This window comes from Rhizobium sp. AC44/96, assembly GCF_001692185.1.
Lineage (GTDB): Bacteria > Pseudomonadota > Alphaproteobacteria > Rhizobiales > Rhizobiaceae > Rhizobium.
Map to the genome: position 1 here is coordinate 633,368 of NZ_LXKO01000001.1, position 25,147 is coordinate 658,514.

General features: G+C 62.0%; 28 protein-coding genes. 14 read left to right on the top strand and 14 right to left on the bottom strand.

Annotation, left to right across the window (positions count from 1 at the left end):
- Positions 1-40: 40 nt before the first annotated feature.
- From ispH to A6U87_RS03035, 4 genes are all read left to right on the top strand, one after another.
- Entirely contained in the window at positions 41-1,042 is a 1,002-nt protein-coding gene (ispH, locus tag A6U87_RS03020; protein ID WP_065689734.1) for a 4-hydroxy-3-methylbut-2-enyl diphosphate reductase, read from the top strand.
- A gap of 71 nt (positions 1,043-1,113) precedes the next feature.
- A complete protein-coding gene (locus tag A6U87_RS03025) occupies positions 1,114-2,079 on the top strand; it encodes a homoserine kinase (protein WP_065690238.1) in 966 nt (321 codons plus the stop codon).
- Positions 2,076-2,516 carry a ribonuclease HI gene (gene rnhA / locus A6U87_RS03030; protein ID WP_065689735.1) on the top strand — a complete coding sequence of 147 codons (441 nt, stop codon included), beginning with the start codon at positions 2,076-2,078 and terminating at the stop codon, positions 2,514-2,516. The genes A6U87_RS03025 and rnhA overlap by 4 nt, the downstream gene beginning before the upstream one ends.
- Before the next feature lie 93 nt (positions 2,517-2,609).
- On the top strand, positions 2,610-3,413 hold the full coding sequence (locus A6U87_RS03035; RefSeq protein WP_065689736.1) for an endonuclease/exonuclease/phosphatase family protein: 804 nt from the start codon (positions 2,610-2,612) through the stop codon (positions 3,411-3,413).
- A 4-nt stretch (positions 3,414-3,417) separates the two neighbouring features.
- Here A6U87_RS03035 and A6U87_RS03040 read toward each other — a convergent pair whose 3' ends face one another.
- Positions 3,418-4,359 (bottom strand): AEC family transporter, encoded by a 942-nt coding sequence (locus tag A6U87_RS03040; protein ID WP_065689737.1) that lies wholly within the window; start codon positions 4,357-4,359, stop codon positions 3,418-3,420.
- Between the two features lie 96 nt (positions 4,360-4,455).
- Between A6U87_RS03040 and A6U87_RS03045 the strand changes: the two genes are divergently transcribed.
- Both A6U87_RS03045 and A6U87_RS03050 read left to right on the top strand, forming a co-directional pair.
- Complete coding sequence (locus A6U87_RS03045) at positions 4,456-5,361, top strand: LysR family transcriptional regulator (RefSeq protein WP_065689738.1); 906 nt, start codon at positions 4,456-4,458, stop codon at positions 5,359-5,361.
- Positions 5,362-5,451: 90 nt separating this feature from the next.
- The gene (locus tag A6U87_RS03050; protein WP_065689739.1) at positions 5,452-5,811 is read left to right on the top strand and encodes an antibiotic biosynthesis monooxygenase; all 360 of its coding nucleotides are present in this window, start codon (positions 5,452-5,454) and stop codon (positions 5,809-5,811) included.
- A gap of 158 nt (positions 5,812-5,969) precedes the next feature.
- On the opposite strand, the gene A6U87_RS03055 is transcribed toward A6U87_RS03050, so the two are convergent.
- Positions 5,970-6,290 (bottom strand): ATPase inhibitor subunit zeta, encoded by a 321-nt coding sequence (locus A6U87_RS03055; protein WP_244499412.1) that lies wholly within the window; start codon positions 6,288-6,290, stop codon positions 5,970-5,972.
- A gap of 283 nt (positions 6,291-6,573) precedes the next feature.
- Here A6U87_RS03055 and A6U87_RS03060 point away from each other — a divergent pair, with 283 nt between their 5' ends.
- Positions 6,574-7,125: a phosphatase PAP2 family protein gene (locus tag A6U87_RS03060; RefSeq protein WP_065689740.1), complete on the top strand. Its 552-nt coding sequence runs from the start codon at positions 6,574-6,576 to the stop codon at positions 7,123-7,125.
- Positions 7,126-7,246: 121 nt separating this feature from the next.
- Here A6U87_RS03060 and fdhA read toward each other — a convergent pair whose 3' ends face one another.
- Positions 7,247-8,437, bottom strand: a complete 1,191-nt coding sequence (fdhA, locus tag A6U87_RS03065) for a formaldehyde dehydrogenase, glutathione-independent (RefSeq protein WP_065690240.1) — start codon at positions 8,435-8,437, stop codon at positions 7,247-7,249.
- A 244-nt stretch (positions 8,438-8,681) separates the two neighbouring features.
- Between fdhA and A6U87_RS03070 the strand changes: the two genes are divergently transcribed.
- Positions 8,682-8,990: a Dabb family protein gene (locus A6U87_RS03070; protein ID WP_065689741.1), complete on the top strand. Its 309-nt coding sequence runs from the start codon at positions 8,682-8,684 to the stop codon at positions 8,988-8,990.
- A 13-nt stretch (positions 8,991-9,003) separates the two neighbouring features.
- Here A6U87_RS03070 and A6U87_RS03075 read toward each other — a convergent pair whose 3' ends face one another.
- From A6U87_RS03075 to A6U87_RS03095, 6 genes are all read right to left on the bottom strand, one after another.
- Positions 9,004-9,903 (bottom strand): metal ABC transporter solute-binding protein, Zn/Mn family, encoded by a 900-nt coding sequence (locus A6U87_RS03075; protein ID WP_065689742.1) that lies wholly within the window; start codon positions 9,901-9,903, stop codon positions 9,004-9,006.
- A 16-nt stretch (positions 9,904-9,919) separates the two neighbouring features.
- Positions 9,920-10,792 carry a metal ABC transporter permease gene (locus A6U87_RS03080; protein ID WP_065690241.1) on the bottom strand — a complete coding sequence of 291 codons (873 nt, stop codon included), beginning with the start codon at positions 10,790-10,792 and terminating at the stop codon, positions 9,920-9,922.
- The gene (locus A6U87_RS03085) at positions 10,792-11,532 is read right to left on the bottom strand and encodes a metal ABC transporter ATP-binding protein (protein WP_065689743.1); all 741 of its coding nucleotides are present in this window, start codon (positions 11,530-11,532) and stop codon (positions 10,792-10,794) included. The genes A6U87_RS03080 and A6U87_RS03085 overlap by 1 nt, the downstream gene beginning before the upstream one ends.
- On the bottom strand, positions 11,529-11,657 hold the full coding sequence (locus A6U87_RS30555; protein ID WP_275078367.1) for a hypothetical protein: 129 nt from the start codon (positions 11,655-11,657) through the stop codon (positions 11,529-11,531). The genes A6U87_RS03085 and A6U87_RS30555 overlap by 4 nt, the downstream gene beginning before the upstream one ends.
- A 136-nt stretch (positions 11,658-11,793) precedes the next feature.
- Positions 11,794-12,279: a peroxiredoxin gene (locus tag A6U87_RS03090; protein ID WP_065689744.1), complete on the bottom strand. Its 486-nt coding sequence runs from the start codon at positions 12,277-12,279 to the stop codon at positions 11,794-11,796.
- 69 nt (positions 12,280-12,348) lie between these two features.
- Positions 12,349-13,188: a protein-disulfide reductase DsbD domain-containing protein gene (locus tag A6U87_RS03095; RefSeq protein WP_065689745.1), complete on the bottom strand. Its 840-nt coding sequence runs from the start codon at positions 13,186-13,188 to the stop codon at positions 12,349-12,351.
- 141 nt (positions 13,189-13,329) lie between these two features.
- On the opposite strand from A6U87_RS03095, the gene A6U87_RS03100 reads away from it, so the two are divergent.
- The 3 genes from A6U87_RS03100 to A6U87_RS03110 all read left to right on the top strand — a co-directional run bounded on the left by A6U87_RS03100 (position 13,330) and on the right by A6U87_RS03110 (position 15,357).
- Positions 13,330-13,935: a YqgE/AlgH family protein gene (locus A6U87_RS03100; protein WP_065689746.1), complete on the top strand. Its 606-nt coding sequence runs from the start codon at positions 13,330-13,332 to the stop codon at positions 13,933-13,935.
- Positions 13,936-14,014: 79 nt separating this feature from the next.
- Positions 14,015-14,206, top strand: a complete 192-nt coding sequence (locus A6U87_RS03105; protein WP_065689747.1) for a CsbD family protein — start codon at positions 14,015-14,017, stop codon at positions 14,204-14,206.
- 71 nt (positions 14,207-14,277) lie between these two features.
- Positions 14,278-15,357, top strand: a complete 1,080-nt coding sequence (locus tag A6U87_RS03110; RefSeq protein WP_065689748.1) for a putative zinc-binding metallopeptidase — start codon at positions 14,278-14,280, stop codon at positions 15,355-15,357.
- A gap of 15 nt (positions 15,358-15,372) precedes the next feature.
- On the opposite strand, the gene A6U87_RS03115 is transcribed toward A6U87_RS03110, so the two are convergent.
- The 4 genes from A6U87_RS03115 to thrC are packed head-to-tail and all read right to left on the bottom strand — an operon-like array spanning position 15,373 to position 21,651.
- Positions 15,373-18,285, bottom strand: coding sequence for a sensor domain-containing phosphodiesterase (locus A6U87_RS03115; protein ID WP_065689749.1), 2,913 nt, complete (start codon positions 18,283-18,285; stop codon positions 15,373-15,375).
- Positions 18,286-18,295: 10 nt separating this feature from the next.
- Positions 18,296-18,895 (bottom strand): GNAT family N-acetyltransferase, encoded by a 600-nt coding sequence (locus A6U87_RS03120; RefSeq protein WP_065689750.1) that lies wholly within the window; start codon positions 18,893-18,895, stop codon positions 18,296-18,298.
- 29 nt (positions 18,896-18,924) lie between these two features.
- Positions 18,925-20,223: a pitrilysin family protein gene (locus A6U87_RS03125; protein WP_065689751.1), complete on the bottom strand. Its 1,299-nt coding sequence runs from the start codon at positions 20,221-20,223 to the stop codon at positions 18,925-18,927.
- A gap of 27 nt (positions 20,224-20,250) precedes the next feature.
- The gene (gene thrC / locus A6U87_RS03130) at positions 20,251-21,651 is read right to left on the bottom strand and encodes a threonine synthase (RefSeq protein WP_065689752.1); all 1,401 of its coding nucleotides are present in this window, start codon (positions 21,649-21,651) and stop codon (positions 20,251-20,253) included.
- A gap of 232 nt (positions 21,652-21,883) precedes the next feature.
- Here thrC and A6U87_RS03135 point away from each other — a divergent pair, with 232 nt between their 5' ends.
- Positions 21,884-22,534 (top strand): hypothetical protein, encoded by a 651-nt coding sequence (locus A6U87_RS03135; RefSeq protein WP_198928669.1) that lies wholly within the window; start codon positions 21,884-21,886, stop codon positions 22,532-22,534.
- Positions 22,535-22,598: 64 nt separating this feature from the next.
- Positions 22,599-23,516: a diacylglycerol kinase family protein gene (locus A6U87_RS03140; RefSeq protein WP_065689754.1), complete on the top strand. Its 918-nt coding sequence runs from the start codon at positions 22,599-22,601 to the stop codon at positions 23,514-23,516.
- Here A6U87_RS03140 and A6U87_RS03145 read toward each other — a convergent pair whose 3' ends face one another.
- Positions 23,517-24,206: an HAD family hydrolase gene (locus A6U87_RS03145; protein WP_065689755.1), complete on the bottom strand. Its 690-nt coding sequence runs from the start codon at positions 24,204-24,206 to the stop codon at positions 23,517-23,519.
- A gap of 179 nt (positions 24,207-24,385) precedes the next feature.
- On the opposite strand from A6U87_RS03145, the gene A6U87_RS03150 reads away from it, so the two are divergent.
- Positions 24,386-25,057: a GntR family transcriptional regulator gene (locus A6U87_RS03150; protein ID WP_065689756.1), complete on the top strand. Its 672-nt coding sequence runs from the start codon at positions 24,386-24,388 to the stop codon at positions 25,055-25,057.
- Positions 25,058-25,147 lie beyond the last annotated feature (90 nt).

Consider the following 25,147-nt stretch of genomic DNA (forward strand, 5'->3'; position numbering starts at 1 on the left):
ATTGGGTTAGAGAGCGCTATCTTCACACACCGGAACAGACATGAATATTGCGGCCAAACCTCCCTTGACGATCAGGCTTTGCGGGCCGCGCGGCTTCTGCGCCGGCGTTGACCGCGCCATCCAGATCGTCGTGCTGGCGTTGAAGTCCTATGGCGCACCGGTCTATGTCCGCCATGAGATCGTCCATAACCGCTATGTCGTGGAAGGTCTGGAAGCCAAGGGCGCCGTCTTCGTCGAGGAACTCAACGAGATCCCCGAAGAGCATCGCGCCCAGCCGGTCGTCTTCTCCGCTCATGGCGTGCCGAAGTCGGTGCCGGAAGACGCCAGCGCCCGCAATCTCTTCTACCTCGACGCTACATGCCCGCTGGTCTCCAAGGTGCACAAGCAGGCGATGCGCCACAACAAGCTTGGCCGCCACGTGGTCCTGATTGGCCACGCCGGCCATCCGGAGGTGATCGGCACGATGGGGCAGTTGCCGGAAGGCTCGGTGTCGCTGATCGAGACGATCGAGGATGCGGACGTTTACGTGCCGGCCGATCCCGACAATCTCGGCTATGTCACGCAGACCACGCTTTCGGTGGATGACACCGCCGGCGTCATCGCCCGCCTGCAGGAGCGTTTTCCCAATCTGACCGCGCCCTCTGCCGATTCGATCTGCTACGCCACGACCAACCGCCAGGAGGTCGTGAAGCAGGCCGCGCCCGGCTGCGATCTCTTCATCATCGTCGGGGCGCCGAATTCCTCGAATTCGAGACGTCTGGTCGAAGTGGCGCTCAGGGCAGGGGCGACGAAGTCGCTGCTCGTTCAGCGCGCTTCCGAATTGAACTGGGACGAGATCGGCCCGATCTCGACGCTCGGCCTCTCGGCCGGTGCGTCGGCGCCGGAAGTGATCGTCAACGAGATCATCGAAGCTTTCCGCAGCCGCTTTGACGCGAAGGTGGAACTTGCTGAAACCGTTCAGGAAAACGAGCATTTCCTCGTCAACCGCGAACTGCGCAATATCGAGCTGACAACGGCCGACATGGCATTCGTCAATGGTTGAGCGGCGAGCTCGTTTGCCTCAGCGCGTCTGATATCAGCTTCAATCAATACAACATTTTTGCGGGACCTAAATTGGCAGTCTACACCGATATTTCAGAAGACGATTTGAAGTGGTTCCTGACGGAGTACGACACAGGCACGCTGCTGTCGTACAAGGGCATTGCCGAGGGCGTCGAGAACTCGAACTTCCTGCTGCATACCAGCAAGGATCCGCTGATCCTCACGCTTTACGAGAAGCGCGTCGAGAAGAACGATCTGCCCTTCTTCCTCGGGCTGATGCAGCATCTGGCCGCCGGCGGTCTGTCCTGCCCGCTGCCGCTGCCGCGCAAGGACGGCGCTCTGCTCGGCACGCTCTCCGATCGTCCGGCCGCTTTGATCTCCTTCCTCGAGGGCATGTGGCTGCGCAAGCCGGAAGCCAAGCACTGCCGCGAGGTTGGCAAGGCGCTGGCAAAGATGCACGTCGCCGGTGAAGGCTTCGAACTGCAGCGCCCCAACGCCCTGTCGGTCGACGGCTGGAAGGTGCTCTGGGAAAAGTCAGAGGCGCGCGCCGACGAGGTGGAAAAAGGCCTGCAGAACGAGATCCGCAGCGAACTGGATTTCCTCGCCAGCCATTGGCCGAAGGATCTCCCCTCGGGCGTCATCCACGCCGACCTCTTCCCCGATAACGTCTTCTTCCTTGGCGACGATCTGTCGGGCCTGATCGATTTCTATTTCGCCTGCAACGACCTCCTGGCCTACGACGTCTCGATCATTCTCAACGCCTGGTGCTTCGAGAAGGATGGCGCCTATAACATCACAAAGGGCATGGCTATGCTCGAAGGCTATCAGAGCGTGCGCCCGCTGAGCGACGCCGAACTAGCGGCGCTGCCGATCCTGGCGCGCGGCTCGGCGCTGCGGTTCTTCCTGACGCGCCTCTACGACTGGCTGACGACGCCCGAGGGCGCGATGGTCACCAAGAAGGATCCGCTCGAATATCTGCGCAAGCTGCGCTTCCACCGGCAGATCGCAAACGCTGCGGAATACGGGCTCTCCGCATGAAGCACGTCGATATCTACACCGACGGCGCCTGCTCCGGAAATCCCGGCCCCGGCGGCTGGGGCGCGGTGCTGCGCTATGGCGAGGTCGAAAAGGAACTCTGCGGCGGCGAGGCGGAGACCACCAACAACCGCATGGAACTGCTGGCCGCCATCTCCGCGCTGACGGCACTGAAGAGCGCCTGTGAGGTCGACCTCCACACCGACAGCAAGTACGTGATGGACGGCATCTCCAAGTGGATCTTTGGCTGGAAGAAGAACGGCTGGAAGACCGCCGACAAGAAGCCGGTGAAGAACGGTGAACTCTGGCAGGCGCTCGACGCCGCCAACCAGCGCCACAAGGTCACGTGGCACTGGGTCAAGGGCCACGCCGGGCACCCCGAAAACGAGCGCGCCGACGAGCTTGCCCGCAAGGGCATGGAGCCGTTCAAGAAGCGGTAGGGTGGCCGCTCAACCCGCGTAAAAACAGCCACATGAGGCGCTTTCCTGAATCAATCCGGCAAGCGCTTGAATCAACGCTTGAGGAGAGCTGCGGTGCGTGTGATCTCGTTGAACGTCTGGGGCGGCAAGCTCCATGAGCCGCTGATCCGCTATCTACGCGATGCTGATCCCGATGTCCTCTGCCTGCAGGAAGTGACCCGATCGGTCGGCGTCGCCTCCGACTGGCTGGAGTATCGCGACGGTGGCCACATCCTGCCGCAGCGCGCCAATCTCTTCGACGAGATCAAGGCGATCCTTCCCGATCACGATGCCTTCTTCGCACCGACTGCGCGCGGCACGCTCTTTGATGGTGAGACGCTGGTCTGGTCCGAGTTCGGCCTCGCCACCTTCGTGCGCAACCGCTATCCGGTTATCGGCCGCGCGGTGGATTTCGTGCATGGCGATTTTTCCGGTGATGGCTACGGCGAGCACCCGCGGCCGCGCAATGCTGATTGCATCAGGCTCTTCGACTACGCCAGTAACAGGCCCATCACGATCGTCCAGCTGCACGGCCTGCGCGACCTCGCCGGCAAGGGCGACACGCCGGCCCGCCACGCTCAGGCGCAGTCGTTGGTCTCGCTGATCCGTCGCCTCTGGCGTGCCGGCGAACGGCTCGTCGTTTGCGGCGATCTCAACCTCCTGCCCGATAGCGCGACCTTCACGGCGCTGGCCGAACTCGGCCTCACCGATCTGGTCACCTCCCGAGGCCATATCGATACCCGGACCTCGCACTACACCAAGGAGGGCCGCTACGCCGACTACATGCTGGTGACGCCGGATGTTGATGTGGCGATCTTCGACCCGGTGGCGCAGCCCGAGGTTTCCGATCACCGAGCGCTGCTGCTGGAGATCGAATAGGGCATCACTGCCCGGCAATGGCGAGATAGGCCGAGATCGTCGCGATCGACAGCACCGTCGAGGCAAGCACGACGCGCCCCGTCAGGCTCGCTTCCCGGCCATAGAATTCCGCCAGCATGAAAGGCCCGGTGCCGGTCGGCAGCGCCGCAAGCAGGACGGCGGTGTGCACGGCAACCGGCGGCAGCTTGAGCAGCGGACCGGCGATGATCCAGGTCACGGCGGGTTGCGCGATCAGCTTGAGCCCGACGAGGATGCCCGTCGTCGCCGCCCGTTCGGTGGCGGCCCCCGCCTTCGACCCGGCCAGGAACAGCCCAAGCGCGATCAGCGCGCAAGGCGAAGCCGCGCCGCCGAGAAGCTTCAGGAAGGAATGCATGGGCGCCGGCAACTGCACGCCGGAGAGCATGAACAGCGCGCCGATAACAGGCGCGATCAGCAGCGGGTTCTTGGCCAGCGAAACGACGGTCTTCGCCGCGATATCGCGCCGCCGCGTCTCCGACTGCAGCCCGCCTTCGATCAGCACGATCGCAACCGCGAAGAGCACGCAGACCGTCAGGATCGTCGAGATCAGAGTCGGCGCCATGCCGGAATCGCCGACCAGCGACAGCACCAGTGGAAAGCCGACAAAGCCCGTGTTGGCATAGCTGGCATTGAGGCTGTCGATCGCCGCATCGGCCAGCTGCCGTCCCTTGGCCATCCGCCACCACAGCGTCGCTCCGAAGATGATGGCACAGCCCGAGGTAAACGCCAGGATGAAGCCGGGCTGCCAGATCTGCCCAACCTTGGCATTGGCCATGATGTCGAAGAGCAGGGCAGGCAGCGCCAGATAGACCACCAGCCGGTTGACCTCCCGCGTCGCGTTCGGGCCGAGCGCGCCTGATTTCCGCGCAATCCATCCGGTCAGGATCAGGGCGAAGATCGGCAGGACGATCAGGAGATTGGTCAGCATGGGAGGAACTCGAGTTGCAAAGACCATTGTCTAGCGCCTGACATCGAGATAATCCAATGTCGGTTTGATGGCTGATCGATGCTTCTGAGGTATTGAATGGATACGCGCCACATGCGCTATTTCGTGGCTCTTGCCGAGACCCTGCACTTCGGCCACGCGGCTGCGCGCATGAACATGAGCCAGCCGCCCTTCAGCCGCCAGATCGCCTCGATCGAGCGGACCCTCGGCGCCCGGCTGTTCGAACGCAATTCCCGCAACGTCGCGCTGACGGCGGCGGGCAAGCATTTCCTGGAAGAGTGCCGCGCGGTGCTTAGCCATTTCGACGCCGCCTGCCGCGACGTGCAGCTGGTGGCATCGGGCGCAAAGGGCGAACTGAAGCTCGGCTTCATGATGAATGCGGCCTACAGCGTCGTGCCGTCCCTGGTGCGAATGTACTCTGAGACGCGTCCGGATGTGCGCCTCGTGCTCGAGGAACGCATACCGACCGATATCGAGGAAATGCTGATGGAAGGCCGCCTCGACGCCGCCGTCACCTTCGGCGGCAGTCCCGCGCCGCATCTGCGCACCGCACTTCTCGCCCGCGATCGCCTGCGCCTGATCCTGCCGGATCATCATCCCCTGGCGCGGGTCGAACAAGCGGGGCCTAAGCATCTGGAAGGCGAACGACTGATCGCCGCACCCGCAAGCGTCACGCCGACCCTGCGCGACGCCATCCGAAACTACTGCGTGGCCGCAGGCGTCGTCCCGCATTTCGCGCTCGAACCGCGCCTGCAGCACACCATCATCCGGCTTGTCGCCGAAGGCCTCGGCATCGCGCTGATCCCGCAATCACTGTGTACGGACCTTGCCGAGGGACTGGTGTCCAGACCAATCGCAAACGCCCCTGAATTCGACATCGTGCTCTGCGCCTCCGCTACCTCGAACAATCCGGCGGTTCCGCAGCTGTTCGAGGTCGCGAAGTCGCTCCATGGCTCTCTGACTCACCCGGATGGCCGCGACTAGGAGCAGGGGCTTCCTTTTCCGACCGGGAGCCCTCGTGGACATTCCCCAACGCCAATGGCAGTTTGAAAATGCACCATTGGAGAATTGGACATGATCATTCGCTCATGGCGGGCCGTTGCCGGGTCAGAGGCGGTCCTCGAAGCCTATGCACATCATCTGAAGACGACCACCTTCGTGGAGATGGCGGAGTTGCCGGGACATCTTGGTGCAACGCTCGCCCGCAAGGTGAAGGGCCACGACAATGAACTCGTCGTTGTCAGCCTCTGGGAAGACATGGAATCCGCGGCGCACTTCATCAAGGGTGAGTTCGATGACGCCGTCGTGAAGCCGAGCACGCAGAAACTGCTGAAGTCCTTCGATCTCAAGGTGGAGTTTTTTGAGACTCTGGTGTCGACAGGCGTGATCGCGGGACATGATTATCAGCCGTCGGCGGACAGCTTTATCGGCTGAGCGGAGAAGTGACGTGGCATCGACGCTCGGTCGCCTCGCGCCAATTGCTCGTCGTTGGGCCCCCACGGCGCCAGCTCGTTAGCGTCGGAAAACCACGGTGAGAATGGTCGAATAGGCGATGTTCTCCGCACATCATAGCAAGAGCCTCGTGCGCTGGCCTATTTCATCAGAGTACGGGCGATCTGCACGACGGCTACATCGCTGGCGTCCGCCCCTTTCGTCGGCTTCCCAGCCTGCAGCCAGGACGCAGTCATGACTTCCTGGACCTCTTCGTCGCACACAGGGATGCCGGCTTCATGGAAGTCTCGACGGATCGTCGCCAGGATGTCGTTGCGGTCAACATCGAGTGCATCCCTTGCGAGCCCATCAGAATAGGCCTTTGCCTCTTCTCGACTGAATCCCATCTTGTCCGCGGCCCACATGCCGACCAGCTTGTTGCGCCGGACCATTCTCATTGCATCTGTGCGCATCCCAGCCATCGAAATCTCCCGCATTGGCCTTGAAGTAGGTTAGCACAAATCTCAGGCGGGATTTCTGTCAATCGCTCTCGGACCAAACGTTTCGCTCGCGCCCATCCTGAGGGTTCACCAATTACACCGGCAGCCCACCGCCGGGCGATGCCGCCGCCCCCCAAACCGCTAGGCGCCTTGCCGCGTTGCGGTCAGCGCCTTTCGGTATGCCCTCTCATGCGAGAGGGAAGTTCAGGACCCTGTCAGAAAGCTCAGGCACACCGGCCGCTCGAAAGCAGCAATGAGGCCAATGATGTACGAGTTCGACGCGGCGGTAACCCACGCTATCAACGGTCTCTCGAACCGGAACCAGTTTGCCGACCTTGCGATGGTCTACGTTTCAATGATCGGGGTTCCGATCCTTGTCCTGCTTGTGGCCGTACAATGGTGGCGCCGGGACGATCGCAGCCATGTCAGACATGTGCTGGTTGCGTCCGGCCTGTCGTTTCTTCTCGGCCTTGCGATCAACCAGCTCATACTGCTCGTCGTGCACAGGATCCGACCCTACGATGCGGGTGTCACGCATCTGCTGATTGCGCCCAGCGCCGATCCGTCCTTTCCCTCCGACCACGCGACGGCAGCATTCGCGATAGCCGCGGCCCTCCTGTTCCATGACATGCGCAAACTGGGAGCGGCGTTTTTCGTGGCGGCGCTTGTGGTTGCCGTATCCCGCGTCTTCATCGGCACGCATTATGTCGGGGACGTTGTCGGCGGCGCGCTGACGGGTTTTGCCGCAGCGGCTATCGTTCGGTTGATCTACCGCGAAGATACGGCGCTGGATCGAGCGGTGGTGAGGATTCTCTAGCGCCCGTCTTGCCAGGCTCCGGCGCCTCATCTGCAAAGTGCCCGATGGGCACTGTTTCTCCAGCGAAATTTGCTTGGCTGGAGGAGCGGCTGTGTGACAGCCGCTCCAAGCCCTAACGACTTCAAGCGGCCTTCGCGACATCCCCGTGCGGGTCGAGCACGAATTTCGTCGCCGCCCCGTGGTCGAAGCTCTCGTAGCCCTGCACGGCTTCTTCGAGCGGGATCACCTTGGCGTTGACGATATCGGCGATCGGCAGGCGGTCGTGGAGGATCGCCTGCATCAGCTGTCTGTTGTACTTCAGCACCGGTGTCTGGCCGGTATGGAAGGATTGGGCCTTCGCCCAGCCGAGCCCGAAGCGCAGCGACAGGTTGCCGGTCTTGGCCGCACTGTCGACGGCGCCTGGGTCCTCGGTAACGTAGAGGCCGGGAATGCCGATCGAGCCCGCCGCACGGGTGATGTCCATCATCTGGTTCAAGACGATCGCCGGCTGCTCGCCGCCCGAATGGCCGCGTGCCTCGAAGCCGACGGCGTCGATCGCGCTGTCCACCTCGTTGCTGCCGGTCACCTGCGCGATCATGTCGCCCAGCCGGTCGCTCTTCGACAGATCGATCGGCTCGAAGCCGACCTTGGCGGCATGTGCCAGGCGATCCTTGTTGAAGTCGCCGATCATCACCACGGCGGCACCCAGGATACGGGCGGAAGCGGCCGCCGCAAGCCCGACCGGACCGGCGCCGGCGACATAAACCGTCGAGCCGACACCGACGCCCGCACGCACCGCGCCGTGGAAGCCGGTCGGCAGGATGTCTGAGAGCATCGTGAGGTCGCGGATCTTCTCCATCGCCCGGTCACGGTCCGGGAATTTCAGGAGGTTGAAGTCGGCATAGGGGATGGTGACGTAGCGGGCCTGGCCGCCAATCCAGCCACCCATGTCGACATAGCCATAGGCGCCGCCGGCGCGCGACGGGTTGACGGTCAGGCACACACCGGTGTCCTGTGACTTGCAGCAGCGGCAGCGACCGCAGGCGACGTTGAACGGCACCGAGACGATATCGCCGACCTCGAGCATCTCGACATCGATGCCCTTTTCGATGATCTGGCCGGTGATCTCGTGGCCGAGAACCAGCCCCGGCATCGCCGTGGTACGGCCGCGCACCATGTGCTGGTCCGATCCGCAGATATTGGTCGAGATCACCTTCAGGATAACGCCATGCTCTATGCGGCGCCCATCGGGTGCTTCGAGCTTCGGATCATCGATGTCATGGATTTCGACAACGCCGGGCCGCATATAGACGACGCCACGGTTCTTGCTCATTTTCATCTCCTCCGTTGAAAATGCTGCAGGGTTGCGCATGGCTCCTCTTCCTTGCGCAACATAGGGCAGAGCTTAGAGCAGAACAGGCGTGGCGTTGTTCCGTTTACGACGGTTACCGCATTTGAAATGGCCACCCCGTAGAAACGCTTGGGCGAGCCGCGCATGTTGCAGGAGATGCCTTCGTGGGTTGTCCTGTTATGTTTTCTCTCTATTGTGCCGACGATATTATTCGGGAGGTCACCATATGATTCTGCACTGCGTGCTGATGCGGCTGAAGGCCGCGATGTCGGGCGAAGAGAAGCAATCCTTGTTCGAATCGATCGTCGCGCTGAAGCAGTTGATCCCCGGCATCCTCGACATCAAGCATGGCCCGAATGTTTCGCCGGAGGGCCTGCACGCAGGGTTCGTCGATGGCTTCACGGTCACCTTCGAAAGCCCGGAAGCCCGCGATGTCTATCTTGTTCACCCCGAACACGTCGCCGTCGGCGAGCGCATAGTCTCGTCGACGGACGGCGGTCTGGGCGGGCTGATCGTATTCGATCTGCAGGTCTAGCCTTCGCGGGCGATCACATCGTCTTTGCGATCGCGGCGGCGATCTGGTCGACGTTGTAGCGGAACATCTTCTCGTAGGTCGGCGCCGGTCCCTTCGGTGCCGACAGTGACTCGACGTAGAGTTCGCCGCCCGGTTCCGCGCCCGTCGCCTTGGCGATCTGCTTCACTAGGCGCGGATCGTTGGAGTTCTCGAAGAAGTACGTCTTCACGTGCTCCGCCTTGATCTGCTCGATCAGCCTGGCGACGTCGGCCGCCGACGCTTCGCCTTCCGTCGATACGCCGAGCGGGGCAAGAAAGCCGACATTATACTCCCGGCCGAAATAGCCGAAGGCATCGTGGCTCGTCAGCACCTTGCGGCGATCGTCCGGTATGGCGTCGAATTTCGAATGCGCATAGGCATCCAGCGCATCGAGCGTCTTGCCGTAGGCCGCGGCGTTGGCCTTGAACGCGGCGGCATCAGCCGGATCGGCCGCCGACAGCGCCTTCTCTATATTGGCAACCCAGACCTTGACGTTGACAGGGCTGTTCCACACGTGCGGGTCGGTTACCGTTTGCCCGTCCTCTTCCATGGTGCGGGTATTGATGCCGTCCGATACCATGACCGGCTGGCCCTTGTAGCCCGAGGCGCTGATCAACCGGTCCATCCAGCCTTCCAGCCCCTCGCCACTGACAAAGGCGACCTTCGCTGCCTTGAGGTTCCTGGCATCGGCGGGCGATGGCTCGAACTCGTGGGGGTCGCCGTTCGGGCCGACGAGGCTCGTGACCTTCACATGCTCCCCACCGACATGGCTGACGACATCGGCAAGCACGGTGAACGACGCGACCACCTTCAAGGTTTCAGCCGAGGCCGGCATGGCCGAAAGGCTCATCAAGAGAGGGAGCGCAGCGGAAAGAAGCAGTCTGTGGGACATCATGAAAGTCTCCTGGATGTCAGCCCGTCAGATGCGGGCGGGGAAAATAGCGTCGGAGAAGCCCCGACGGTGCGAAAACGATGGAAAGTCCGTAGATCAACGCCGCCGTCACGATCACCGTCGGCCCTGAGGCGAGCTCGAGGTGGTAGGAGGCGATGAGGCCGAGGTAGCCTGATGCGGTGGCACTTGCGGCGGCAACGACCATCATCGATGCCAGGCTGCGCGCCCAGAGCTGGGCGATCGCTGCGGGCAGCATCATCAGGCCCACGGCCATCAGCGTGCCAAGCGCCTGGAAGCTGGCGACGAGATTGAGGACGACCAGCAGCAGGAAGAGCAGGTGATAGACCGAGCCGCGGGCGCCGATCGCCCGAAGGAAGCTCGGATCGAAGCATTCGACGACCAATGGCCGGTAGATGACCGCGAGCACGATGAGCGTCAGCGTCGTGATGGCGCCGATCTGAAAGAGGGCAGGGTTGCCGATCGCCAGAATTGTGCCGAAGAGAACATGCAGCAGGTCGATGTTCGACCCCCGCAGCGACACGATCAGCACGCCGAGCGCCAGCGATGCGAGATAGAAGCTGGCGAAGCTTGCATCCTCCTGCAGCACCGTCGCGCGGCTGACGGCGCCCGACAGGAGCGCCACCGCCACCCCGGCGATCAGTCCGCCCAAGCCCATTGCCGTTAGCGACAGCGATCCGGCGACGAGGTAGCCTATCGCGGCACCCGGCAGGATGGCGTGGCTCATCGCATCGCCGACCAAGCTCATCCGTCGCAGCATCAGAAACACGCCGATCGGGCCGGATCCGAGCCCCAGGCACAGGCAGGCGACGAGCGCACGGCGCATGAAGCCGTATTCGATGAAGGGCCCCCAAAGCAGATCGTGAAGCGTCATCATGCGGCCGGCTCGCAAATGTCCGCGTCCGCATCCCAGCGTTCCGCCATGGCGCGTGCTTTCAGCAGGTTTTGCGCCGACATCACGTCGACGGTCGGCCCCCAGGCGATCGGTTCGCGGGCGAGCAGCAAGGACTGCGGAAAGTGGGCGCGGATCTGCTCGAAATCATGAAGTACGGCAATCACGGTCCGGCGTTCGCCATGCCATCGTGCGATGATATCGAGCAGGTCACGCGTGGTTCGCGCGTCGATCGCGGTGAACGGCTCGTCGAGAAGGATAACCTTGGCATCCTGCAGCAACAGCCGGGCAAACAGAACGCGCTGCAGCTGGCCGGCCGACAGCGAACCGATCTGACGGGTCTCGAAGCCCTCCAGGCCGACAGCAGACATGGCTTGCAAAGCGTTCGTCATCTCGCATTTGCCGACGCGCCCAAACGCGCCGGTTTGCCGCCAGGCACCGACCAAGACCGTTTCGATCACGGAGATCGGGAAGCGTCGGTCGATGTCGGTCGCCTGGGGAAGATAGCCGAATTCGTTGCGCTGCAGGCCGTGTTTGATTGTCCCGGCGGCGGGTCGAAGCTCCCCTGCGATCGCCTTCAGCAGCGTTGATTTGCCGGCGCCGTTCGGACCGGCGATGGCGGTCAGGCTGCCCGCCGTGATCGTACCCGAGATATGATGGACCGCCGGATGCCTGTTGTAAGCGATGGTGACGTCGTCAAACCGGATCAGCTCGGAACTCATGGCAGGCGCGCGGCCCAGCTGATCGCTCCCCAGAGCATGCCGACGAGCAGAAGCACGCCGAGGACGCGCGTGGCGGCGGAATAGCCGATCAGTCTCGTTCTGATGCCCAACCGTGTCTTGCTCATCGATGCCTCATTAATGTAATAACATTACGTGTTATATTATAACGAATGTGGCAAAATGGTGGCGGAACGCAAAGGGTATCAAAAACAAAAAAAGCGGCCAAGGCGGCCGCTTTCGCTGGTCAATCGAGGGCGGCGATCAGAGCTGTTCGAGCATCGTCGCAGCGCCGGAAACCGTGGCCTGGCCAGGGTTCTCCTCGACGTTCAACGACTTTACGACGCCATCTTCGACAAGCATCGAATAGCGCTTCGACCGCACGCCGAGACCGCCGCCGGAGAGATCGGCATCCAGCCCCAGCGCCTTGGTGAAGGAGGCATCCCAATCGGGAAGGAAATGGATCTTGCCCAATCCGCCTGTCGATTGTGCCCAGGCGCCCATGACGTGCCAGTCGTTGACGGCAACGACGGCGATATCATCAACGCCCTTGGCGAGAATGGTATCGCGGTTTTCGAGATAGCCCGGCAGGTGGTTGAGCGTGCAGGTCGGCGTAAAGGCGCCGGGCACGGCGAACAGCACGACCCGCTTGCCCTTGAACAGGCCCTCGGTGGTCGTCTCGACCGGGCCGTCCGCCGTCTTTTCCTTGAACGTTGCCGCGGGAAGTTTGTCGCCGATTGCGATTGTCATGGCACTCTCCTGGTCTTGGCTGTAGGGCGGCCTGAGCCGCGGGATTGGTCGGTGGACTATAGAAACAGCTTAGTCGAAGGCAAGTGGCGTCTCGATCGCGCGAGCGCCATCGATCACCATCACGCTCCAATTCTTGCCCTGAATATCGTAGTTCTTGGGCAGCTTGCCGATGGCGACCGTCGTGGTGAAATCCCTGTCGTCGCGCTTGCCGTCCAGCTGCTCGGTGAAGACGTACCCGCTGGGGCCGGCCACGATCACATCCGGAACGCGGCTGCCGCCTTCAGGCAGGGTCACGGAAAGGCTCAACTCCTTTCGATCGGCAGAAAGCGCATGCGCCGTGACCTGGAAATCCGGGGAAGGGGCCTCTGGCAGGCGTGCGGCCGCAGCGCTCAATATCTGCTCTTCCTCCGGGCGTGAGCGCGCGGCTGGCGAAAGCTCCAGCGTCAGTTCGGCCTGGAATGGCACGCAGATATCCTTGCAGATGCCGATGAAAGCGTTCGCCTTGATTTCCTTTGGCGTCCCGCCCGTGGCCGACAGTTCGAGCGGAAAGGTCAGCGGTGCGTCGTAGGCGACCTCGTCGACGCGTCCGTCGGCGATGTGTTTGGGGATAGGGTAAAGCATCCGGTCGAGCGTGACGCCGCCGTCCGCCGCAATCGTTACCTGCGGCGGAATGCCGTTGTTTCCGGGCTCCCGCCAATAGGTGATCCAGCCCGGTTTCGGCTCGATTTGCAGCCCGGCCCGGATCTTTCCATCGGTATCCGGCGGCAAGGCCACCAGCCGCATCCGCCCGCCTTCGTTGTCGGCCCAGGCGGACATCTCCGCCCGCACGGGAGAAATGACGGACAAACATATGCCGGCCGAAACGACAGCGCGCTGCAATAGTTTAGGAAAGCGGGAAATAATGATCATGGAACAAAGGTTTATTGAAAACCCGGAAGTTCGGCCAGAAGACCGGGCCAATTTATTTTTCATTTTCAGTTGATTGATCTGTGAGATTGGCACATGTTTCATCTGTCGGGGCCTCGTGCGGTCTGGCAGCAGGAGGTACGGATGTCCTTGTCAACGCTGAAAAATGGACGTGAACGCGGCTTCTTCGATGGTCAGTTCCTGATTGCCATGCCAGGGATGGCGGACAGCAATTTTTCCCGAACCGTCATCTACATTTGTGCCCACTCGGATGCGGGCGCCATGGGTTTTGTCATCAACAGACCCCAGGATCTCACCTTTACCGATGTCCTTCTGCACCTGGAAATGATCAAGGACGAAGAGGCGATCATGCTGCCTCCGCATTCGCGCGATCTGCTGATCCAGACGGGTGGTCCGGTCGAAAGCGGTCGCGGCTTCGTGCTCCATTCGGACGATTATCTCTGCGAGTCCAGCATTCCGGTCAGTGACGATATTTGCATGACCGCGACGCTGGATATCATCCGCGCCATCTCGAAGGGCGCCGGCCCCAAGCGAGCGACCATGCTGCTCGGATATGCCGGATGGGGCGCTGGTCAGCTGGAGGCCGAGGTCGGCAACAATGGTTGGCTGAACTGCCCGGCCAACGAAGAATTGATCTTCGACCGCAATCTTGACGACAAATATGAGCGCGCTCTGGCGGGCATGGGCGTCACGGCCGCGATGCTGTCGACCGAAGCCGGTCACGCATAATTCTATCCGGAACGATTTGCGTATCATGGCGTTTCCATCTGGCAGGCGGGCATAAAGCGCGCCAACAAGGAGACACAAGATGGGTAGCACCACCGACAAGATTTCCGGTAAGACGAACGAAATCGCCGGCAAGGCGAAGCAGACAATCGGAAAGGCTTCCGGCGATAACTCCCTTCGAGCCGAAGGCGCGGCTCAGGAAGCAAAGGGCAAGGCCCAGGTTGCGACCGGCAAGGTCAAGGATAAGCTGAAGAATGCTGTAGACCGGCTCTGATCTGCCGATCTCGTTTTTGGAAGTGGCCCGTTGCGTTTTTGCGCAGCGGGTTTTTCTGATGGAGGCGCGCGGTGAGGCTCTTTGTATGTGACAACTGCGACCAGGTTGTTCATTTCGACAATCGCCAATGCGTCAGGTGCGGTCATCGCCTCGGCTTCCTGCCGAATGGCCTGCGGATGCATGCCGTCCAGCAGCAGGACGGAGATCTCTGGCAATACGTCGCCCAACCGGACTTGGTGCGGTTCTGCGCCAACGCTGGCCTCGATATCTGCAACTGGCTCGTCGAGGATGGAGAAGTGGGTGGCTACTGCGTCGCCTGCCGACATAATCGGCTCGTGCCGAATTCGGAGACGCAGGATGGCGTCGACCGTTGGCGCCGCATCAGTCAGGCCCAACGACATCTCTTCTACTCGCTGTTGCGTTGGCGGCTGCCGCATCCGGATCGCACGCAAGATCCCGCTGGCGGCCTTGTTTTCGACTTCCTCGAAGATGTCGTCCAGTCCGACGGTAGTGTGGTCCCGGCGATGACGGGACACGAGGAAGGCCTGATCGCAATTCGCGCCGCCGAGGCCGACGATCTCACGCGCGAACAGGCGCGGACCTCCATGAATGAACCCTACCGAACGTTGCTCGGCCATTTCCGCCATGAGACGGGCCATTTCATCTGGAACCGCCTTGTGCGTGATAGGGGCAACTTCGACGGTTTCCGGGCCGTTTTTGGCGATGAGCGGCAGGACTACGGTGAAGCACTTGCGCAGCACTACGCAAGTGGCCCGTCGGCGGGCTGGCAGGAGAGCTTCATCAGTGCCTATGCTAGCACCCACCCGTGGGAGGATTTCGCAGAATGCTTTGCTCACTATCTCCATATCGTCGACACTTTGGAGACCGCTCGCGCTTTTGGTATCGCGGTGGATCCTCGCGGTCACGAAGAGATGGCGGCGGAGGTGGATTTCGACCCGTACAGGGCGGCAAGCGCCGACCAGCTTGTGGATGCGTGGGTGCCCCTGAGCGTTGCGATCAACTCGATACAGCGCAGCATGGGGCAGCCCGATTCCTATCCGTTCGTGCTCTCAGCCCCGGTGGTGGCCAAGCTCGAATACATGCATCAGCTGATCGCCGGGGCCGCCACGCCGCGACAGGCCGCGGCATAGCTTGGCGCTCTCTGTTTAGGCGCGCCGAGTAAGAGGGAAGCGCTCTTTCAGCAGGCGCAGCACAGATTCCGAGGCCATTGGCGGTCCGAAAAGATAGCTCTGCCCATAGGTGCAGCCCATCTTCGCCAGCTCGATCGCGTCCTCGTTGGACTCAATACCTTCGGCCACCACCTTCATCTCGAGCTCTCGCGCCATCGAGATGACCGAGCGAAGCACGGTCGCCTTCTTGTCGCTGCCGTCGCGCACCAGCGTCTTGTCGAGCTTGATCGTATCGAACGGGAAGCGGGTGAGATAGGCAAGCGAGGAGTAGCCGGTGCCGAAATCGTCCAGCGCCAGTCCGAGGCCGGCGCCGCGCAGCTTTTCCAGAACGAGACGGGCTTGTTCCGGGTTTTCCATGACCATGGATTCCGTCAGCTCGAGCTTGAGGCGCGACGGCTCGCAATGCGTCTTGGCAAGGACCGAGCGAACGTCTTCGTAAAGCGAATTGTTCAGCAGCTGTGCACTGGACAGGTTGATCGAGACGAAGATCGGCAATTCGCCGGTCTGGCTTTCCCAGCTCATCAGGTCGTTCGTTGCTTGTTCCAGCGCGAAGATGCCGAGCGTGTTGATGATGTCGGACGCTTCCGCGATCGGAATGAATTCCGAAGGCGGAATACTGCCGCGCTTGGGATGCTCCCACCGCATCAGCGCTTCGAAACCGGCGATCTCCACATCCTCGAGCCCGGCGATCGGCTGGTACACCATCGAGAGTTCCTTGCGCTCGATCGCGCGGCGCAGGTCGGTTTCGAGCTGCAGCCGATCGGCGCCGAAGTCGCGGAAGGCAGGCTGGAACGGCTCGACGCGGTTGCCGCCGGCGCGCTTGGCGCGGTACATGGCAAGCTCCGCATCGCTCAGCATTCCGGACGCGCTTTCCTGCTGGTCGACAAAGGAGGTGAGGCCGATGGATGCCGTCAGGATGATCTCGCGGTTGGCGAAGTTGATCGGCACCATGATCGCCTTGCTGATGGCATCGGCAAAATCGGCGACCTTGGCCGGGTCTCGCTCCGAAACCAGGATGAGACCGAACTGATCGCCAGCAAGCCGCGCCAACGTATCTTGCGGCTTCAGCAGCCGCCGCAGCCGGCGCGTCAGCGCGATCAGGATGTTGTCGCCCGCGGCGATCCCCAGCGTATCGTTCACGAGCTTATAGCGGTCGATATCGATGACCATCACCGTCGGGCGAAACGCGTCGCCGCTCGGCGCCAGGGTCAGGACGCCCTGCAGGCGGTCGAGGAACAGTTGCCGGTTCGGAAGGCCGGTCAGATTGTCGTGCAGCGCGTCCTGCAGCAGGCGTTCGACGGAATTCTTCTGTTCCGTCACGTCAACGATCGTGCCGACGCAACGGATGATCTCGCCATTGGAACCGAGCACGGGCCGCGCGCGGATCAGCAGCCAGTGGAAGTGGCCGTCTTCGGCGCGAATTCGGAACTCGTGATTGAGGCGCCCGCGGCGATGCTCCAGCAGCACATCGAGCGTTGCCCGGAAGCGGTCGCGATCGTCGGGATGCAGACGCGGCAGCCAGTTGCGGGCCGCCCCGTGCATGGCACCGGCGGGGAGGCCAAGCTTCACCGAAACATCGGGGATCGTGACGACACGGTCGCGCGCTACGTCCCAGTCCCAGACCGTGTCGCCGGAGCCGGTCAGGGCCAGCGACTGCCGCTCGAGATCGGAAAACAGTCCTTGCTGGAACGCGCCGCCGGCAAAGGCGTGCTGCATCACGGTAAAGCCGATCAAGAGCACGATGAGAACCAGACCGCCACCCAGCGCCGGCTGGATGATGTCGTTGTCGAGTCGGCCGGTAATCGTCAGCCAGGCACCGAATATCCAGACGAGGATGAGCGCCCAGGCCGGCACGAGGAGAATTGCGCGGTCGTATCGGTTGAGGCCGAGATAGACGATCAGCAGCAGCCCGACCGTCGCGGTCAGGGCAAAGGAGAGGCGGGCCACGCCTGCCGCAATCGCAGGATCGTAGATCGCGACGCCAAAGAGCAGCGCGAGGCCAAGTACCCAGGCAAGCGTCAGGTAGCCGAGATGCGTGTGCCAGCGATTGAGGTTGAGATAGGTGAACAGGAAGATGACGAAGCTAGACGCCAGCGCGACTTCCGTACAGGCCCGCCATATTCGCTGGTCGGACGAGGCGATGCTGACAAGTTTGCCGAGAAAGCCGAAGTCGACACAGATGTAGCCGAGCACGGCCCAGGCGAGGGCTGCCGTCGCGGGCAGCATCGAGGTGCCCTTCACCACGAACAGGATCGTCAGGAACACCGCGAGCAAGCCGGCGATGCCGAGAACGATGCCGCGATAGAGCGTAAAGGCGTTGATCGTGTCCTTGTATGCATCCGGCTCCCACAGATAGATCTGCGGCAGTTCGGGGCTTGTCAGCTCGGCAACGAAGGTGATGACGGCGCCCGGGTTGAGCGTGATGCGGAAGACGTCCGCTTCATCGCTTGGTTGCCGGTCCAGTGCAAAGCCTTCGCTCGGCGTGATCGCGATGATGCGCTGCGAGCCGAGATCCGGCCAGAAAAGCTTGGAGTTCACCAGTCGGAAGTGGGGCGCCACGATGACGCGCTCGAGCTGTTCGTCGGAGACGTTGGCGAGCGCAAAGACCGCCCAGTCGCCCTGGTGGTTGTCCGAGCTGGCACGTACCTCAATACGGCGCCGAATACCATCGGCGCCTGCCGCGGTGGAGACCTGGAAGGCCTCACCCTGGTTGGCATAGATTTCGGTGGTGGCGGTGAGATCGAGAGCCGTGTCGTCGCGGGAAATCTTTACCGGTTCGGCGGCCTGCACGGCACCTGCCATGAGGGCCAAGGCTGACAGCATAAGCGCTGCGATCACCGCGATCACTCGTCCGGCCGGTGATGAGGGCAGCATACGTTTTTTCGTCATCGGCTGTCGGTTATCCTGCCTTATCGGCGTCGGTGGCCAAAAGTGAGAACATCACATGGTCATGCCACTGACCGTTGATCTTCAAGTATCCGCGCAGATAGCCCTCCCGCTTAAACCCGGCTTTCTCAAGCAGGCGGATGCTCCGAGCGTTGTCTGGAATACAGGCTGCTTCGATGCGGTGCAACTCAAGCGCTGCGAAGATGTAGGGTATAACCAGCCGAAGTGCGGCGAACATATGACCTTGGCCCGCGTGAGCCTCGCCCATCCAGTAGCCGATCATGCAGCTTTGCGCGGCGCCGCGCCTGATATAGCCGATCGTGATGCCGCCCAGCAGCGTCATCGTGTCCTTGCGAAACAGGAAGAGGGGGATCGCCTGCCCGGAGGCATATTCCTGTTTGCCGCGGATGACGCGGGCGCGATAAGCGCCCTCCGTCAGTTCGTCACGTCTCCAAGTTGGCTCCCAGGGCTCCAGAAACTGCCGGCTTGCCGCCCGCAGCTTGTGCCACTGGTTGAAGTCCTGATAACGCGGTAGGCGCAGCACATAGTGCTCGTTCTCAAGCTCGACTGCTTCCGGCTGCCGCGACAGGAACCGAAAAACCGATTTTGGCATCGATCACTCCCGGCAGGATCTACGTCGGTTCAGAGGCTCGCCTGTTTGCTTTGCGCGGCGGGAGCCGACAGGGAGGCGGCGATGTCCTCCATCGGAGCCAGATGCTCGAGCGGGCCGATTGCCGAAAGGGTCGGTACGGTGTCGAAGAACAGGCGTCCGGCAAGATCGGTGAGCCGGTCCACGGTGATGCCTTCCAGCCGTTCCATCATCTCCGGATTGGAGATCGGCCGGCCGTAGAGCATCATCTGGCGGGCGATCTGCCCGGCGCGTGCAGCAGGGCTTTCCTGGCCCATCAGCAGCTGGGCTCGGATCTGAGCGCGGGCGCGTTCGATTTCCTTGTTCTCGATCTTGGCCGACGACTTGTGCAGTTCGTCGATAATAACGGGAACAAGCTCCGGCAGGTTTTCGCCGCCGGTCGCCGCGTGGATCCCGAAGATGCCGGTGTCCGAGAAGCCCCAATGGAAGGCATAGATCGAGTAGCACAGGCCGCGGATCTCGCGCACTTCCTGGAACAGGCGGGACGACATGCCGCCGCCCAGGATGTTGGCGAGAATCTGCGAACAGTAGAAATCCCGGGCGTGGTAGGCCTTGCCCTCGAAGCCGAGCAGGATCTGTGCATCCATCAGGTCGCGCGTCTCGCGGATGTTGCCGCCGATATACTTGGCGGGCTCCATCACCGGCGGCGCGCTTGGCGTCGTCGGCAGCGATGCGAACCGGTCCTCGACCATGCGAACGAATTCATCGTGCTGGACGGCGCCCGTTGCAACGACGAACATCCGGTCGGTGGTGTAGTTCCGGCCGAGATAGCCGCGGATCTGCTGCGGGGTGAAGGAAACGACCGTCTGCGGCGTGCCGAGAATGGCGCGGCCGAGCGTCTGGTCGCGATAGGCGGTTTCGGAGAACTTGTCGAAGACCACATCGTCGGGCGTGTCGTTTGCCGCGTTGATCTCCTGCAGGATGACCTGCTTCTCGCGTTCGAGCTCTTCCTCGTCGAACGCGGATTCGGTCAGGATGTCGGCCAGAATATCGACAGCAAGCGGAACGTGATCCTTGAGGACGCGAGCGTAGTAGGAGGTGGTCTCGGTGGAGGTTGCCGCGTTTACTTCGCCGCCGACGTCTTCAATCTCTTCTGCGATTTCGCGCGCGCTGCGGCGCGCTGTTCCCTTGAAGGCCATGTGTTCGAGCAGGTGGGCAATACCGTGCTCATCTGTCGTTTCATTGCGCGAACCTGATTTGATCCACACACCCAGTGCAACGCTTTCCAGATGTTGCATGGTCTGTGTGACTACTGTCAGCCCGGATTTGAGCCGGGTGCACTCAACTGTCATTGGCTATCTTTCTGCGCCTGCCGTCTCTTAGGACCGGGTCTTCGTGCCGATGAAGGTTTCAACGGCTTTCAGCTCGGGCTTGACGATCTGGTAGCGCTCCTCCTTGTCCATCAAATCAGCAAGCCACGTCGGAAGCGCGGGGTCAATACCGGATGCAGATTTTACGGCTGCGGGGAATTTCGCCGGATGCGCGGTGGCGAGCGTCACCATGGGCGCGTTCGGCTTTTCGTTCTTTTCGGCTACGAAAACACCGATCGCCGAATGCGGATCGAGCAGGTAACCGGTCTCGGCCAAGGTCTTCTTGATGGTCTGCGCGACCTGCTTTTCGCTGGCGCGACCGGCGCGGAAACCCTTCTTGATGAAGGCAAGCGCTTCCGGCGCGATCTCGAAGCCATTCGACTGCTTCAGGCTGTCCATGGCAGCGCGAACCTTGGAGGCATCGCGGTCGTAGGCTTCAAACAGCAGACGTTCGAAGTTGGAGGAGATCTGGATGTCCATCGACGGCGAAGTCGTCGCCTTGACGTCCTTCATCTCGTAGCGGCCGGTCTTCAGCGTGCGGGCAAGGATGTCGTTCTCGTTGGTGGCGACCACCAGCTTGTCGATCGGCAGGCCCATGCGCTTGGCGCAGTAGCCGGCGAAGATATCGCCGAAGTTGCCGGTGGGTACGGTAAACGAAATCTTGCGGTCCGGGCCGCCGAGCGCGATCGCGGTGGTGAAGTAGTAGACGATCTGGGCCATGATGCGCGCCCAGTTGATCGAGTTGACGCCGGAAAGCTTGACCTTGTCGCGGAATGCGACGTCGTTGAACATCGCCTTCACGAGGTTCTGGCAATCGTCGAAATTGCCTTCAACGGCGAGCGCATGGACGTTCGATGCGGTCGATGTCGTCATCTGGCGCTGCTGTACCGGCGAGACCTTGCCGTGCGGGAAGAGAATGAAGATGTCGGTGCGCTCGCGGCCGGCGAAGGCGTCGATCGCCGCGCCGCCGGTGTCACCCGACGTTGCGCCGACGATCGTGGCGCGCTCGCCGCGCTTTTCCAGCGCGTAGTCCATCAGCCGTGCGAGCAGCTGCATCGCCACGTCCTTGAACGCCAGCGTGGTGCCGTGGAAGAGCTCCATGACGAAGCTGTTCGGGCCGGTCTGCACCAGCGGCGCGATCGCCGGATGGCGGAAGGTGCCATAGGCCTCGTCGATCATGGCGCGGAACGTTTCGTCAGGAATCTCGCCATTGGTAAAGGGCGACAGGATGGTGAAGGCGATATCCTGATAGCTTTTGCCGCGAAGCGCCCGGATCTCCTTCTTGGAGAACTGCGGCCATTCGCGTGGCACATAGAGTCCGCCGTCACGCGCCAGGCCTGCCAGCAATGCATCGCAGAAACCGAGGGAAGGGGCTTCACCGCGGGTCGAGATATAGTCCACTGTCGTCATCCTTGATGTGCCGGCCGGGAAAATTCCGGGAGTAAGGGAAGCCATGTCTCGTGGCCCATTGGGCTTGCGATGTCGCCCATCGCCGCTTGCGGTCCCGAAATGTGCATCAAAACAGTGCGTACCCAATCGATTTTTGTTTGCGCCGCTGATATAGACCATCGCAAACTGTCACGAAAGGCCCCGTCTGCAAGTCGTTGGGCCTCCCAAAAAACTTTCTGAAAAGGGTGGAATAATCGTGCTTCGCAAGGTCTCGCGTCTCATCGTTTCTGCATCGGTCGCCGCTATTTTGGTCAGCTGCAATTCGCTCGGCGTCGGCGGCGGGGACAGCGCGACGTCGACATCGACGCAGGCCGGCGGAAATGCCCAGATCATGCCGATGGCGCCTGCAAACCCCTCTTCGAACGATCCATCCATCGGTACCGCAAAGACGGCAACCGGCAATACCGCGCCGGTCGTGCAGGGCGCATGCCCTCAGATCTTCATGAAGGATGCCGAGGCGGTGTTCCGGAGCTATGCAGGCGGTGCGAAGACGGGTGACGCGCAGAAGCTGGCCTATCAGGCTTCGATCGGCGACTACACGCGCCAGTGCACGCTCAGCGAGACGAACCTCAACATGACCGTCGTCGCGCAATTGCGCGTTCTTGCTGGCCCGGCCGGCAAGGCGGGCACTGTGACGCTGCCGATCCGCATCACCGTGCTCGACGGCGAAGATGTGCTCTATTCGGAAGTCACGAATTTCCCGGCGCAGGTTTCCGCCGACGCGGCTACCCAGGTCCTGTTCCGCAAGGATGGCGTCAAGATGCCTGTCGGTTCGGGCTCGCTCGTGCGCGTCAACATCGGTTTCGACCAGGGCGCGCCGAAGGGCGCCAAGAAGAAGAAATAAGCCAGGATCTTCCTTGTCTTACTGAGGTCACCGTGGTCTCGGCCGGGCCGGGGAGAACTGCTGCGTGAAAATCGGACTGGTTTTGAATCCCGCCTCCGGACGGAATGGACGACGATCGTTTTGGCCGACACTGCGGCGTGCAATCGAAAAGCAGGGCGCAGATGTAAGCGTCCGGGAAACCCGCGGCCTCGGCGATGCGGAGCGGTTCGCGCGCGAACTGGCTGTGGAGACCGACTTGGTCGTGGCGGTTGGTGGCGATGGAACGATTGGAGAAGTGGCTGGCGGCGTTCTGAAATCCGGCCGTCCCGATGTCGCCTTCTCCTTCATCGCAACCGGGACCGGCTGTGACTTCGCACGCAACTTTGCGATCTCCCGAGATCCGGCCGCAATCGCCGAGCGTCTGACGTCGGCCACCGTGCGGCCGATCGATGCGGGGTTGCTGACGTGCGATGAGGGGAATGGAGAGACGGTCACGCGTCACTTCGCCAATATCGCCAGCTTCGGCGTCTCAGGCCAGATCGTCCGGGCGGTCAATGCCGCGCGCAAGGGCAGGCGACTTCCCGCTGCAATGATCTTCTTTTGCCATAGCGTGCTGCAGATCCTGCGCTATCGGCCCTGCAACATTCGCCTCCGGCTTGATGGGGAGGATGTCTATGAAGGGCCGATCACGGCTGTCGCCGTTGCCAATGGCGGCTGGTTTGGCGGCGGCATGAACGTCGCGCCCGCAGCGGACGTTGCCGATGGTTTATTTGACGTCGTGGTGATGCGCAGCGCGCCGCGCCTGAAGGTCGTGACGTTGATGAACAGCATATACAGCGGCGCTCATCTCGAGAACCCGCTGGTCAGCGTTCATCGCGCGAAGCTCGTCGAAGCCTGGCAAATCGGCAGCGAGGTTGCGTTGATCGACAGCGACGGCGAAGCGCCGGGCAGGCTCCCGGCGCGCTTCGAGGTTCTTCCAGGCGCGCTGTCGCTCAAGCTCTGATCAGAGAGCGCCTTCCCATTCGGCGAGCGCCGCAACGACGCCGGGGAGATCGATCATCCGCGAGATCACGGTTTCAGCGCCTGCTTCCGTCAGCTTGTCGGCATGGGCCGGATAGGTGTGCGACGCGCCGGTAAAGCCGATCACGCGCATGCCGGCGGCACGCGCCGCATGAACGCCGTGAACGGAATCTTCGACCACGACGGCGCGGTTGGTGGGCACGCCCATCTGCTTGGCTCCATGCAGGAAGATATCAGGCTTCGGCTTGACGCGATCCGCGCCGAGATCCTTGGCGGAGAATATGTTCGGCGCAAAAAGCCGCCCGAGGCCGACCTTGCCGAGCATCATGTCGAGACGTGCGCTGCTGGAGTTGGAGCAGATGCAGCGCTTGAGGTCCAGTCGGGCCAGCGCCGCTTCGACGCCCGCGATCGCCTGAACTTCCTTCTCGAGACGCATGTCGAGAAGCTTCTCGGATTTGTCGAGCAGCGATGCGGAAATCGGGATGCTCGCCTCGCGCTCGACCTGCAGCAGAATGTTCTGCCAGGTCATGCCGGCGAAACGTTCGCCCATTTCCTCGATGCTGATCGGGTAGCCCGCTTCGGTCAGAAGTGTGGACTCAACGTCCGCAGCAATGATTTCGGAATCGACCAGAACGCCGTCGCAGTCGAAGATGATGAGGTCGAAGCCGTCCATATACTCACGCCTTGTTTGGGATGATGCCGCTTTACACGATGCGCCGCCGAACCTCAACCGATGGAGCGGCATGGCTGGATTGCGCGACACGGGCGGCTGTCTCCTTGCCGCCGCAATTGTCTCGAGGGCGCGTTCCGTCTAGCCTCGACAAGCCGATTCAGGGCCTCTAAGGGATTGATATGGGTAAGGAACCTGAAGACACAATCGCCAGCCGTATCAGTCGTGTTCTCGCCGACCGTATCGTCCGCGGGGATCTGGCTGCCGGGGCGCGGCTGCGTCAGGATCATATCGCCGAGGAATTCGGCACCAGCCATGTGCCCGTCCGCGAGGCCTTTCGCCGGCTGGAAGCCCAGGGGCTGGCGATCAGCGAGCCGCGCCGCGGCGTGCGCGTAGCGTCGTTCGACCTCAAGGAAGTCCGTGAAGTGGCAGAGATGCGAGCCGCGCTTGAGGTGCTCGCCCTTCGTCACGCGGCTCCGCACCTGACGCCGGCCATTCTCGATGCGGCCGAAGATGCCGCGCGCGAAGGCGATGCTGCGGCCGATGTGCATGCCTGGGAGGAGGCCAATCGGCGTTTCCATCGCCTTATCCTGGCGCCTTGCAGCATGAGGCGCCTGCTGGCCTCCATCGATGACCTTCACGCGGCAAGCGCCCGCTTTCTGTTTTCTGCCTGGCGTTCAGGCTGGGAAAAGCGCACGGATCACGACCATCGCGCCATCCTGCTTGCGCTGCGCGAGGGGCGCTCGGACGAGGCTGCGGCGATTCTCGAGCGACACGTTCAGTGGATTGGGCGTGCGCCGCAGAGTGCTCAACCGGGCAAGACAGTCCGCGAAGCGTTCGCGATTGTCGGTTGATGTCGAAATTATAGATAATTTTTAGACGAAATTTTTACAATAAATAACAACGGGTTGTTGTCCTGTCCGCGTTGCCTTTGCTCGCCTTCT

Bases quoted from the DNA above. Each gene is read 5' to 3' on its own strand.
- A6U87_RS03075 (WP_065689742.1), bottom strand. From the start codon at position 9,903: ATGATGTCCCACAGACTGCTTCTTTCCGCTGCGCTCCCTCTCTTGATG.
- A6U87_RS03060 (WP_065689740.1), top strand. From the start codon at position 6,574: ATGTACGAGTTCGACGCGGCGGTAACCCACGCTATCAACGGTCTCTCG.
- A6U87_RS03055 (WP_244499412.1), bottom strand. From the start codon at position 6,290: ATGGCTGGGATGCGCACAGATGCAATGAGAATGGTCCGGCGCAACAAG.
- A6U87_RS03125 (WP_065689751.1), bottom strand. From the start codon at position 20,223: ATGACAGTTGAGTGCACCCGGCTCAAATCCGGGCTGACAGTAGTCACA.
- A6U87_RS03115 (WP_065689749.1), bottom strand. From the start codon at position 18,285: ATGACGAAAAAACGTATGCTGCCCTCATCACCGGCCGGACGAGTGATC.
- A6U87_RS03070 (WP_065689741.1), top strand. From the start codon at position 8,682: ATGATTCTGCACTGCGTGCTGATGCGGCTGAAGGCCGCGATGTCGGGC.
- A6U87_RS03150 (WP_065689756.1), top strand. From the start codon at position 24,386: ATGGGTAAGGAACCTGAAGACACAATCGCCAGCCGTATCAGTCGTGTT.
- A6U87_RS30555 (WP_275078367.1), bottom strand. From the start codon at position 11,657: ATGAGCAAGACACGGTTGGGCATCAGAACGAGACTGATCGGCTATTCC.
- A6U87_RS03085 (WP_065689743.1), bottom strand. From the start codon at position 11,532: ATGAGTTCCGAGCTGATCCGGTTTGACGACGTCACCATCGCTTACAAC.
- A6U87_RS03045 (WP_065689738.1), top strand. From the start codon at position 4,456: ATGGATACGCGCCACATGCGCTATTTCGTGGCTCTTGCCGAGACCCTG.
- A6U87_RS03095 (WP_065689745.1), bottom strand. From the start codon at position 13,188: ATGATCATTATTTCCCGCTTTCCTAAACTATTGCAGCGCGCTGTCGTT.
- A6U87_RS03080 (WP_065690241.1), bottom strand. From the start codon at position 10,792: ATGACGCTTCACGATCTGCTTTGGGGGCCCTTCATCGAATACGGCTTC.
- thrC (WP_065689752.1), bottom strand. From the start codon at position 21,651: ATGACGACAGTGGACTATATCTCGACCCGCGGTGAAGCCCCTTCCCTC.
- ispH (WP_065689734.1), top strand. From the start codon at position 41: ATGAATATTGCGGCCAAACCTCCCTTGACGATCAGGCTTTGCGGGCCG.
- A6U87_RS03050 (WP_065689739.1), top strand. From the start codon at position 5,452: ATGATCATTCGCTCATGGCGGGCCGTTGCCGGGTCAGAGGCGGTCCTC.
- fdhA (WP_065690240.1), bottom strand. From the start codon at position 8,437: ATGAGCAAGAACCGTGGCGTCGTCTATATGCGGCCCGGCGTTGTCGAA.
- A6U87_RS03105 (WP_065689747.1), top strand. From the start codon at position 14,015: ATGGGTAGCACCACCGACAAGATTTCCGGTAAGACGAACGAAATCGCC.
- A6U87_RS03145 (WP_065689755.1), bottom strand. From the start codon at position 24,206: ATGGACGGCTTCGACCTCATCATCTTCGACTGCGACGGCGTTCTGGTC.
- A6U87_RS03040 (WP_065689737.1), bottom strand. From the start codon at position 4,359: ATGCTGACCAATCTCCTGATCGTCCTGCCGATCTTCGCCCTGATCCTG.
- A6U87_RS03120 (WP_065689750.1), bottom strand. From the start codon at position 18,895: ATGCCAAAATCGGTTTTTCGGTTCCTGTCGCGGCAGCCGGAAGCAGTC.
- A6U87_RS03090 (WP_065689744.1), bottom strand. From the start codon at position 12,279: ATGACAATCGCAATCGGCGACAAACTTCCCGCGGCAACGTTCAAGGAA.
- rnhA (WP_065689735.1), top strand. From the start codon at position 2,076: ATGAAGCACGTCGATATCTACACCGACGGCGCCTGCTCCGGAAATCCC.
- A6U87_RS03100 (WP_065689746.1), top strand. From the start codon at position 13,330: ATGTCCTTGTCAACGCTGAAAAATGGACGTGAACGCGGCTTCTTCGAT.